Genomic DNA, 9,981 nt, shown 5'->3' with positions numbered 1-9,981 from the left:
GGCCTCCCGCCGCCTGGGCAGCGTCTCCTCCACCGCCGCCCGGAACCCCCGCAACCCCTCGGCGAGCGCCTTGCGCGCCGAGGGCGACATCGCCGCCATAGCCGTAGCCAGCGCCTCCTCCCGCAGGTCCCGCAGGTCCCGCAGGTACGTCCTGCCCCGGCCGGTCAGCCTCAGTTCGAGTTCCCGCCGGCTCGCCGGACTGGGAGCGCGTTCCACGAACCCGACCGCCTGCAGCCGGTCGCACAGCCGGCTGACCGACGACGGGGCGGAACCCAGCGTCTCGCTGAGCGTGCGCAGATTGATGCCCTCGTCGCGGTCGAGGGTGTACAGGACCCTCAACTGGGAGGCGGAGACGGGCGCGGGCGACGCGGCCTCCCGGCCCCGCTCCCACAGCACTTCCAGGAGCTCTATCACCTCGGACGCGGCATGGGCCGCCTCTGCGGAGTGGCGCTGGGAGGGTCCGGAATTCACGACCATAACTGTGACACTCCGCGTCTGCATTGTCAGCCCGAGCTCCGAACGGCACTTAACTTCCCATACCGGATTTTTCTGCGGAAACAGAAAGTAGTTGTGACACGGTGGACAGATTCACGGCCGTGGAGCGCGCCCTGCGCGATGCCGCTCCCCACGCACTGCTCGACGCGCTCCGCGCCTCACTGGCACGGCACTTCGGAGCGCTCACCGTGGACCTGCTGATGGCCGACTACGGAACGACCATACTCCAGCCGGTCGGTCCTCTTCCTTACCCGACGGAACCCGTCCCGGTCCACTCCACCGAACCCGGAAGGGCGTTCGCCTCCCAGCAGCCCCGCCTCTTCCCCGACGAACGCTCCGGCACCGTCACCGCGCACCTGCCGGTCACCGTCCGCGGCGACCGGCTGGGCGTGCTGTCGGTGACCCTCCCCGGCGAGGGGGCCTCGCCCGAGGCGCTGGGAGAGCTGCGGCAGTTGTGCGAGGTACTCGGCCGGGAGATCCTCGTCGCCGACCACAGCACCGACGTCTATCTGAAGGCACGGCGGGCCGAGCGCCTCACCCTCGCCGCCGAGATGCAGTGGCAGCTGCTGCCCGGCCGCTCCTGCTCCGGCCCCGAGTACGAACTCGGCGCCCAGCTCGAACCCGCCTACGCCGTCTTCGGGGACAACTTCGACTGGTCGGTCTCGGCCGACCACCTCACCGTGACCCTGACCGACGGGATGGGCGAGGGCATCGACGCGGCGCTTCTGACCAACCTCGCCCTCAGTGCGCTGCGCAACGCCCGCCGGGCCGGGCTGGACCTGGTCGGCCAGGCGGTCCTGGCCGACCAGGCGGTCTACGGGCAGCACCGCGGTGCCGCCCATGTCTCCGTCCTGCTGCTGCGCATCCACCTGGCCACCGGGCGGCTGGAGGCCGTCGACGCCGGGTCGCCGCGCATCTGGCGGCTGCGCGGCGGCGTGGTGGAGCCGGTCGAGCTGGAGGCGCAGCTCCCGCTGGGGATGTTCGAGGACACCCCCTATGCCGTCCAGCACTTCCGGATCGAGGCCGGGGACCGGCTGCTGTTCGCCAGTGACGGGGTCTACGAGGTCGCCTCGCCGTCGGGCGAGCGGTTCGGCGAGCGGGCCCTGGCGCGCGCCATGACCAGCACCCGGCTCCTTCCCCCCTCCCAGGTGCCGCGGGCGGTCCTCGGCGAGCTCGCCCGGCACCGCGGCGAGCCGCCCGCGGACGACGACGCCATGGTCTTGTGCCTGGACTGGCACGGCAGGAGGAGCTGACCGGCCGGGCACCCGCCACCTGCGCCCGGACCGTGCCCGGGAGCCGCCGCCTCCTTCCTCACCTGTCCCCGTACGCCCCGTGCCGCCGGGAGCCGTCCGCCTCCGCGCGGCGCGTCCTGCCACGGTCCCGGCCCCGGGTCACAAGTCGACAACGCCGGTGTACACCGGGCCCCGCAGGGCAGGCGGGGTCGTGGAGCAGGGCCGAGGACCGAGCGGAGGTGTTCACCGACGTGCCGATACCGGTACCGGGCCGGTGTGTCCGGCGCGTCCCCTCCCGGGCGGTCGCCTCGGCGTCCGCCCGCCCGTGCGGAGCCGCGAACGGTTTCCGGCGGCCGGCGCGTGCGGCCGGCCCTCTCCCGCACGTTCCCGTCACGCCAGAGGTGGTCCTTCCGTGACCCGAAGCGAACACGCCCTCGTCGAACGGGGGAGTTTGGATCCCTTCGTCCATCCCGCGCTGTTCTACCGGAGCCCCGGGGAGTACCTCACCGGGGTGGGCGGGTTCGTCGACGGCGCGCTGGAGGCCGGCGATCCCGTTCTCGTCGCCGTCCCCGGCCCCCGGCTGGGGATGCTGCGCGAGCACCTGGGGGGCGCCACCGCCGCGGACCGTCTCACCCTGGTGGACATGGCCGAGTTCGGCCGCAACCCCGGCCGCATCCTCTCGGGTCTGCGCGACTTCGCCGACCGGCACCCCGGCCGGACCGCCCGTATCGTCGGGGAGCCGATCTGGGCGCGGCGCTCCCCGGCCGAACTGGTGGAGGCCACCCGGCACGAGGCGCTGATCAACGCGGCCTTCACCGGCTGCGCCGCGACCGTCCTGTGCCCCTACGACGCCTCCCGGCTCCCCGCGCGGGTGTGCGCCGACGCCCGCCGCACCCATCCGGTGCTGTGGGAGGACGGCGGGGAGCGGCCCAGCGCGCACTACACCGCCCCCCGCGCCCTCAGCGCCGAGTGCGACGCCCTTCCGCTGGCTCCCCCGCCCGCGCGCACCCGCACCCTGGCGTTCACCACCGGCGACCTCGGCGAGGTCCGCCACCACGCGGACACCTGGGCCGAGGAGACCGGGCTCGGCATGCCGCGGCGCGGTGACTTCGTCCTCGCCGTGGCGGAGGCCGCGGCCAACTCCATCGCCCACGGCGGCGGGCGCGGCATCCTGCGCCTGTGGTCCGACGGCCCCGCCCGCGTTGCCGAGATCCGCGACGGCGGGCATCTCACCGATCCGCTGGCCGGCCGCCGCCGCCCGGCGCTGGACTCCGCCGACGGCGGGCGCGGGCTGTGGATGATGCACCAGCTGTGCGATCTGGTCGAGACCCGCTCCACATCCGCCGGGTTGACCGTACGGCTGCACATGGACCGCTCCTAGGCGGTTTCGTTTGGATCATCGGGCGGAGCCAGGGGAAGGTGTCTGTGCTGTGGCGTCCTGCCAGGTGGATGGTCGTCTTCTCGTAGCGGGTGGCGGTGCCGCGCCACTGCTTATGGCGGTTGCTGCGCCGGCTCCGGGCACGCGGACGCGCTGCTGAGCCGGGAGCGGGTGGCGAGCGAGCAGACCGCGGCCGCGGTGCGGAAGCCGCCGCGGGCCTGCTCGGCGGACCTTCAGCCTGGGCAGATTTTTCTGCCGGTCGGTCGTATTGCTCGGGCCGCGCGATCAGCTCGCTGGAGGGAGTGGCAGGACGAGGCGGAAGGTGACGCCGCGGTCTTGGCCCGTGTCGAGTTCGAGGCGGCCGCTGTGGCCTTCGGCGATGGCCGTGGCGATGGCCAGGCCCAGTCCGGAGCCGCCTCGCGCCCGGGTGCGTGCGGGGTCCGCCCGGTAGAAGCGCTCGAACACGCGCTGCGCGTCGGCGGCCGTCAGTCCCGGGCCGTCGTCCTCGACCTCGATGACGGCGACTCGGGTTCCGACCGGGAAGGGCGGTGCCATGCTGACGCGTCCCGGTGCGTGGGTACCGCCGGTGCGGGCACCTGCTCGGCCCGCCCCCACGCGGACCTGGACGCGGGTGCCGGGCGGGGTGTGGGTGTGGGCGTTCGACAGCAGGTTCTCGACGATCTGCCGGAGACGGTGGGGGTCTCCTACGACTTCCACCACGTCCAGTTCCCCTTCCTCCGCGTCGGTGCCGGTGTCGGTGGGGCGCTCGCACAGGGGGGACAGGCTCACGGGGTGGCCTGGTCGCTGCAGGGCTGCTGAGCTCACCGCGTCTGCCGCCAGGGACAGCAGGTCCACGTGTTCTTGCTGGTAATTGGGGTGCCGGTCCAGTTGGGCGAGTAGTTGGAGGTCGTCGACGAGCAGGCTCATCCGTTCGGCGTTCTGCGCGATGTGCCGGTCGGCTTCCCGCCACTCGCTTGCGGTGCGGCGGTCGGAGCGCAGCGCGAGCTGGGCGAACCCCTGGATGGCGGTCAGCGGGGTACGCAGTTCGTGTCCGGCGTCGGCGACGAACCGGCGCAGCCGTGTCTCCGACGTCTCGCGCTCTTGCAGGGCCTGCTGGAGCCGGTCAAGCATGGTGTTGAGTACGGTGCCGAGCCGTCCGATCTCGGTTCGCGGGTCGGTGTCGGGCAGCCGCAGGTCGAGCTGCCCGGCTGTGATGGCCTCGGCGGCGCGCTCCATCCGGGTCAGGGGCAGCAGGCTGAGGCGGACCACTTCACGGCCTAGCACCCACAGGGCCGCCACGGTGATGATGAGCAGCAGGCCGTTGAGCCAGAGGATCTTCGATGTGGCTCCGTCCACGGTGTCGAGCGGCAGGGCGACGACGACGGTCAGGTCGCGTGGTCCGGCCCGGCGCAGGACGCGCCAGTTTCCGTCTCCGGTGTCGGCCGCTACCGAGGTCGGGCTGCCTTCGGTCGGCAGGCGGTCGATGCTGTCGGGGAGCCGGGGGCCGGGCTTGTCGTCCGAGCCGAGTTTCTGGGGGAGGCGGTTTCCACGGGCGTCGTAGAAGTAGACGCGGAAGTCCGAGGGCAGCGCCTCGGGTTCCGGCTTGCCGGGGCGGCGTGTGTCGAGGAAGGCGGGGGCGGGCATGGGCCGGAAGTCGGCGAGCCGCTGGTCGACGCCGTCGAGGAGCCAGGACCGCAGGACGAGGAAACCGATCAGCTCGGCGGCCAGCACGGCGAGGGTGGCCAGCACGGTGACTCCGAGGACGAGACGTCGGCGCAGTGAGCCGGGCGCGCGGAGGGCGGTCAACGGTCCGCTGTCCCGTGGCCCGTGCGCGGTACCCGCAGGCTGTAGCCCACGCCGCGGAAGGTGTGGATGAGTGGCGGCTCGAAGCGGTCGATCTTCTTGCGCAGGTACTTGATGTACGTCTCGACCACGCGGGTGTCGCCCGCGAAGTCGTACTGCCACACATGGTCGAGGATCTGGGCTTTGCTCACGACCCGGCCGGCGTTGTCCAGGAGGTACGACAACAGCTTGAACTCGGTCGGCGAGAGCTGTACGTACTGGCCGGCCCGGTGCACCTCGTGTGCCGTCTCGTCGAGCTCGAGGTCGGCGTAGCGCACGACGGTGTCCGGCAGCAGGGCGTCAGGGCCGAGGGTTCGCCGCAGGATGGCCTGGATGCGGAGGAGCACTTCTTCGATGTTGAAGGGCTTGGTGACGTAGTCGTCGGCGCCGATGCTCAGCCCTTTGATGCGGTCGTCCACACCGGTGCGGGCAGTGAGGAGCAGAACGGGCACCAGGTTGCCGGCCGTACGCAGCCGACGGGTCACCTCGTAGCCGTCGAGGTCGGGCAGCATGACGTCCAGCAGGATCAGGTCAGGCTGCAGGCGCGCGGCCTCGGCCAGCGCGGCGGCTCCCGTGTCGGTGCTCCGCACGTGGTAGCCGGTGAGACTCAGCGTCGATTCGAGCAGCGTGCGGATGCTGGGCTCGTCCTCGACGACGAGAAGCCGGTGCTGCCGCTTCTCTTCGGTCCGCTCGGTCATGTCGGCACTACGATCCGTTCTCTCACCAGGTCCCGGCACCCGCCGTGCCCGCCTGGAGGCTATCCCGCACCGGGCATTGCGTGCCGTCCGTCGGCGTGAGGGGCCCGGTGCGGGAGAAGCGGGGGTGTGTCAGGACGAGGACAGGGTGCCCTTGCGGAGCGTGACCGCCCGGGGGGCCTGCTTGGCCAGGTGGGAGTCGTGCGTGACCATGACGAAGGTGAGTCCGTCCTCCTTGCAGCGGATCTGCAGGACGTCCATGATCTCGTCGCGGGTGGACTCGTCGAGGTTGCCCGTCGGCTCGTCCGCGAGCAGTACCTGTGGCTTTTTGACCAGGGCCCGGGCGATGGCCACCCGCTGCTGCTGGCCGCCGGACAGCTCGCTCGGCACGTGGCCCAGCCGCTCTCCCAGCCCGACCGAGGTGAGGGCCTCGGCGGCCAGTTCGCGTCGCTCCTTCGGCTTGATGCCCAGTGGTACGAGGGCCGTTTCGACGTTCTCCTGGGCGGTGAGGGTGGGGATGAGGTTGAAGCTCTGGAAAACGAAGCCGATCTTCTCGCTGCGCAGGCGGGTCAGGCGGGCCTCGGGCAGCTTCGCCAGGTCGACTCCGTCGAGCAGCACACTGCCGGAGGTCGGCCGGTCGAGGCCGCCGAGCATTTGGAGGAGGGTCGACTTGCCGCCGCCTGTGGGGCCCTTGATGACCAGGTAGTCGCCTGCGGTGATGGTGAGGTCCACTCCGGCGAGCGCGTCGACGACGCCCTTGCCACGGGTGTAGCGCCGGGTGACACCGGTGAGTTCGTACATGGTGTGGTTGCTCCTGTGGAGAGGGACGAGGACCGGTCAGGCGACGCGGGAGAGGGCGTCGGCGGGGCGGAGCCGGGAGGCACGCCACCCGCCGAAGGCCCCGGCAACGAGGCCGCCCACGACGGCGAGGCCGACGGCCAGGGTGATCACGGAGAGGCTGACCGGTGCGGTGAGGACCACATCCAGCGTCCGGGCGGCGGTTTCACGTGCGGCGCCGCCGGGGCCGCCACCGGGACCGCCCATGCCACCGCCGGGGCCGCCGGCCCTGCCGGCGGAAGCGCCCAGTTCTGCGGAGAGCGAGGGCCCGAAGGCGGTGACCGCCCACGCACCGGCCAGGCCCAGCCCGATGCCCATGGCGCCACCGACCAGGCCCGTCACGACGGCCTCGCCGACGACCTGCCCGGTGACCCGGCGTGAGCGCCAGCCCAGTGCCTTGAGGGTGCCGAACTCCCTCACACGCCGGGCGACGGCGGAGGAGGTGAGCAGGCCGGCGACCAGGAACGCCGCTGCCAGGACCACCACGGACAGCCAGCGGCCGACCGTCTCAGCAAGGCCGGACGCGGTGGACAGGGATCCGGATACGGTGTCCGCCAGGTCCTCGGAGGTGGTCACGGTGGCGTCCGGAACGGCCTTGAGCACCGCGGCTTCCACCGCGTCGAGCTGCTGTGTGTCGTTGGCCTGCACGTAGACGGTGGTGATCTTGTCCTTGGCGTCGGCCAGGGCCTGCGCCCGAGCAAGCGGCAGGTAGACGTTGGCGGCGGCGTCCCCTCTGGTCGCCGTGGCCACGCCGATGATCTCGAACTTCGTGTCGCTCACCGTGACCGTGTCACCGGTGGTGAGCTTCTTCTCCTTGGCGTAGGCGTTGTCCACCACGGCCACCTTCGCCGACGTCTCCGACGCCTCGAAGCCGCGCCCGTCGGTGATCTCCGAGGAGGACAGCGGGCCCACCGCAGGGTGTGTGACGTCGGTGCCGTACACGGTGAAGCTGTCGATGGAGAAGTCGGCGCCGCCGCCCGTCACCTCACCGGCCGAGCCGCCGCCCCGTCCACCGCCCGGCCGCTGCTGGAACTGGCCACGGCTGAACTCGCCGTCGACCTTTACCACATTGAGGCTGAGCCCGCCCACGGCGTTCGCCACACCATCCGTCTCCGCCACGGCGGAGACGGTGGCAGCGTCCAGGGTCTGCAAGCCCTGCACCATGACCCGGTCGCTGCTCTGCTGCTCACCGTCGCCCCCGTCCTCGTCGTCACGCGCGTCGAAGCGGAACCGCGGCCGCTCGCCACCATCCTCCGATGGCGGCTCCGGAGCCTTGGTGACGGTCATGTCGGTACCGAGCCCGTAGAGCGATTCCAGGACCTGGTCCTGGGCCTTCCCCATGCCGGTGGAGACAGCGTTGACCACGATGACAAGAGCGATACCCAGAGCCAGCCCGGAAGCGACGACCAGCGCCGACTTCCTCCGGCGGCGCAGCTCGCGACGCAGGTAAGTGAAGAACATGCGCCGCACGCTAAGCGGGCGGCCTGGCAGCACCGTGAGCATTACGTGAGAGAACACCGAGAGTCTCACCGCGACAGACACCCCACTTGGCCCGCGATGTGGAGTCCGGCCGGGTAAATGGTCGCGGTCTTCTCGTGACGGGTGGCGATGCCACGCCACTGCCTGAGGCGGTTGACGCACCGCTCGACGGTTGCTGTGACCTACGCCATTCCATATACCCCCGGGGGCATAAGGCGACCCCTGTTACGGTTGACCCATGCATACCCCCCTGGGTATTCACCGAAGGCAAGCGAGCCGGAGTCCCCGCATGGTTCCCGAGATCGACCAGCAGTGGTTCGCCGAGGCACACACGGCCGGCGCCCTCGTCGTCGACGTCCGCGACCGCGGCGAGTACCGCACCGGTCACGTCCCCGGCGCCCGGCCCGCGCCGCTCAGCCCGCTCCCGCTGAAGCCGGCCGAGCCGCCCAGGGACCGCCCGGTCTACGTGATCCGCCGGAGCGGCGGCCGCAGCGCACAGGCGACCGCACTGCTGCGCGACGTGGGCTGCGACGCCCACGGCGTCAGCGGCGGCACCGCGGCCCGGACCGGCGCGGGCCGGCCCGTGACCGCCGGTGACGAGCCCGGCACCCCCGATGTCACCACCACCACCGAGGAGACCCGATGATCACCGTTCTGCCCATCGAGACCCCCGGCCTGGGCGACCGCACCTACCTCGTCCACGACGGCTCCACCGCGCTGGTGGTCGACCCGCAGCGCGACTACGACCGCGTCACGGCGCCGGCCGAGGCCGCGGGCGTGCGGATCACCCACGTCTTCGAGACCCACATCCACAACGACTACGTGACCGGCGGTCTGGCCCTGGCCCGGGAGACCGGCGCGCAGTACCTGGTCAACGCCGACGACGAGGTCTCCTACGAGCGCACCGGAATCCGCGACGGCGACGTCGTCGAGGTCGGCACCATGCGGGTACGGGTGATCCACACCCCGGGCCACACCCACACCCACCTCTCCTTCGCCCTGGAGGCCGACGGCGAGCAGATCGCGGTGTTCACCGGCGGATCGCTGCTGTACGGCTCCACCGGGCGCCCCGACCTGCTCGGCCCCGACCACACCGACACGCTGGTGCGGGCCCAGTGGCGCTCGGCGCACCGGCTGGCGAAGGAGCTGCCCGACTCCACCGCCGTCTACCCCACCCACGGTTTCGGCTCGTTCTGCTCAGCGACCCAGTCCGCCGGCCTGTCCAGCACCATCGGCGAGGAGAAGAAGACCAACACCGCCCTGACCGCCGACGAGGAGGCCTACGTCGAGCAGCTCCTGGCGGGCCTGGACGCCTACCCGGCCTACTACGCCCACATGGGCCCGGCCAACTCCGGCGGACCCGGCAAGCCGGACCTGTCCCCGCCCTCCGTCGCAGACCCGGCCGAGCTGCGCCACCGCATCGAGGCCGGCGAGTGGGTGGTCGACCTGCGCGACCGCACCGCCTTCGCCGCCGGTCACCTGGCCGGCAGCCTCAACTTCGGCCTGGACGGCCAGTTCATCACCTACCTGGGCTGGCTGATCCCGTGGGGCACCCCGGTCACCCTGCTCGGCGAGAGCGCCGAGGACGTGGCCGAGGCCCAGCGCGAGATGGTCCGCATCGGCATCGACCGCCCGGCCGCCATGGCCACCGGCGGTCCCGAGGACTGGGCCGGCGGCGAGCCCCTGGCCGCCTACGAGCGCGCCGGATTCGAGGACCTCAAGACCGCCCTGGACAAGAGCTCCGACGGCGGGGAGGAGTTCGTCGTCCTCGACGTGCGCCGCGACCAGGAGCGCGCCGAGGCGCACATCCCCGGCTCGGTGCACATTCCCGTCCACGAGGTGCCGGGCCGCATCGGGGAGATTCCCGCGGGCCGGGTCTGGGTGCACTGCGCCGGCGGCTACCGCGCGGGAGTCGTCGCCGCCCTGCTCGATGCCCGCGGCCGCGATGTCGTCGCCATCGACGACAGCTTCGACAACGCCCGCGCCCTGGGCCTGTGCTCCGTCCCCACTCAGGCCCCCTGAC

The 9,981-nt window shown here is 71.9% G+C and carries 9 protein-coding genes and 1 pseudogene; 4 read left to right on the top strand and 6 right to left on the bottom strand.

The window, feature by feature from the left end:
• Positions 1 to 477, bottom strand: a 477-nt coding sequence (locus tag L7D48_RS20380) for a MarR family winged helix-turn-helix transcriptional regulator (protein ID WP_237881119.1), incomplete at its 3' end; no start/stop codon positions are given.
• Between the two features lie 101 nt (positions 478 to 578).
• On the opposite strand from L7D48_RS20380, the gene L7D48_RS20375 reads away from it, so the two are divergent.
• Both L7D48_RS20375 and L7D48_RS20370 read left to right on the top strand, forming a co-directional pair.
• Positions 579 to 1,748, top strand: coding sequence for a PP2C family protein-serine/threonine phosphatase (locus L7D48_RS20375; protein ID WP_237881117.1), 1,170 nt, complete (start codon positions 579 to 581; stop codon positions 1,746 to 1,748).
• A 391-nt stretch (positions 1,749 to 2,139) separates the two neighbouring features.
• Positions 2,140 to 3,108: a sensor histidine kinase gene (locus tag L7D48_RS20370; RefSeq protein ID WP_237881115.1), complete on the top strand. Its 969-nt coding sequence runs from the start codon at positions 2,140 to 2,142 to the stop codon at positions 3,106 to 3,108.
• 282 nt (positions 3,109 to 3,390) lie between these two features.
• Here the strand turns inward: L7D48_RS20370 and L7D48_RS20365 are convergent, their stop codons facing one another.
• From L7D48_RS20365 to L7D48_RS20345, 5 genes and pseudogenes are all read right to left on the bottom strand, one after another.
• On the bottom strand, positions 3,391 to 4,911 hold the full coding sequence (locus tag L7D48_RS20365; protein WP_237881113.1) for a cell wall metabolism sensor histidine kinase WalK: 1,521 nt from the start codon (positions 4,909 to 4,911) through the stop codon (positions 3,391 to 3,393).
• A complete protein-coding gene (locus L7D48_RS20360; protein WP_237881111.1) occupies positions 4,908 to 5,645 on the bottom strand; it encodes a response regulator transcription factor in 738 nt (245 codons plus the stop codon). The genes L7D48_RS20365 and L7D48_RS20360 overlap by 4 nt, the downstream gene beginning before the upstream one ends.
• Positions 5,646 to 5,774: 129 nt before the next feature.
• Positions 5,775 to 6,443: an ABC transporter ATP-binding protein gene (locus tag L7D48_RS20355; RefSeq protein ID WP_237881109.1), complete on the bottom strand. Its 669-nt coding sequence runs from the start codon at positions 6,441 to 6,443 to the stop codon at positions 5,775 to 5,777.
• A 36-nt stretch (positions 6,444 to 6,479) separates the two neighbouring features.
• Entirely contained in the window at positions 6,480 to 7,940 is a 1,461-nt protein-coding gene (locus L7D48_RS20350) for an ABC transporter permease (protein WP_237881107.1), read from the bottom strand.
• A 65-nt stretch (positions 7,941 to 8,005) separates the two neighbouring features.
• Positions 8,006 to 8,131, bottom strand: a pseudogene (locus tag L7D48_RS20345) (IS5/IS1182 family transposase); the annotation flags it as partial.
• Between the two features lie 116 nt (positions 8,132 to 8,247).
• Between L7D48_RS20345 and L7D48_RS20340 the strand changes: the two are divergent.
• Positions 8,248 to 8,604, top strand: a complete 357-nt coding sequence (locus L7D48_RS20340; protein WP_237881105.1) for a rhodanese-like domain-containing protein — start codon at positions 8,248 to 8,250, stop codon at positions 8,602 to 8,604.
• Positions 8,601 to 9,980 carry a rhodanese-like domain-containing protein gene (locus L7D48_RS20335; RefSeq protein ID WP_237881103.1) on the top strand — a complete coding sequence of 460 codons (1,380 nt, stop codon included), beginning with the start codon at positions 8,601 to 8,603 and terminating at the stop codon, positions 9,978 to 9,980. Before L7D48_RS20340 ends, L7D48_RS20335 begins: the two co-directional genes overlap by 4 nt.
• Position 9,981 lies beyond the last annotated feature (1 nt).

The sequence above is a fragment of the Streptomyces sp. ICN903 genome (assembly GCF_022015835.1).
Classification (GTDB): Bacteria; Actinomycetota; Actinomycetes; order Streptomycetales; family Streptomycetaceae; genus Streptomyces; species Streptomyces fenghuangensis.
This window is presented reverse-complemented; position numbering and strand designations above follow the sequence as displayed.

What these genes read in the sequence shown, in the direction of transcription:
- L7D48_RS20360 (WP_237881111.1), bottom strand. Translation starts at nt 5,645, where the DNA reads ATGACCGAGCGGACCGAAGAGAAGCGGCAGCACCGGCTTCTCGTCGTC.
- L7D48_RS20355 (WP_237881109.1), bottom strand. Translation starts at nt 6,443, where the DNA reads ATGTACGAACTCACCGGTGTCACCCGGCGCTACACCCGTGGCAAGGGC.
- L7D48_RS20350 (WP_237881107.1), bottom strand. Translation starts at nt 7,940, where the DNA reads ATGTTCTTCACTTACCTGCGTCGCGAGCTGCGCCGCCGGAGGAAGTCG.
- L7D48_RS20340 (WP_237881105.1), top strand. Translation starts at nt 8,248, where the DNA reads ATGGTTCCCGAGATCGACCAGCAGTGGTTCGCCGAGGCACACACGGCC.
- L7D48_RS20335 (WP_237881103.1), top strand. Translation starts at nt 8,601, where the DNA reads ATGATCACCGTTCTGCCCATCGAGACCCCCGGCCTGGGCGACCGCACC.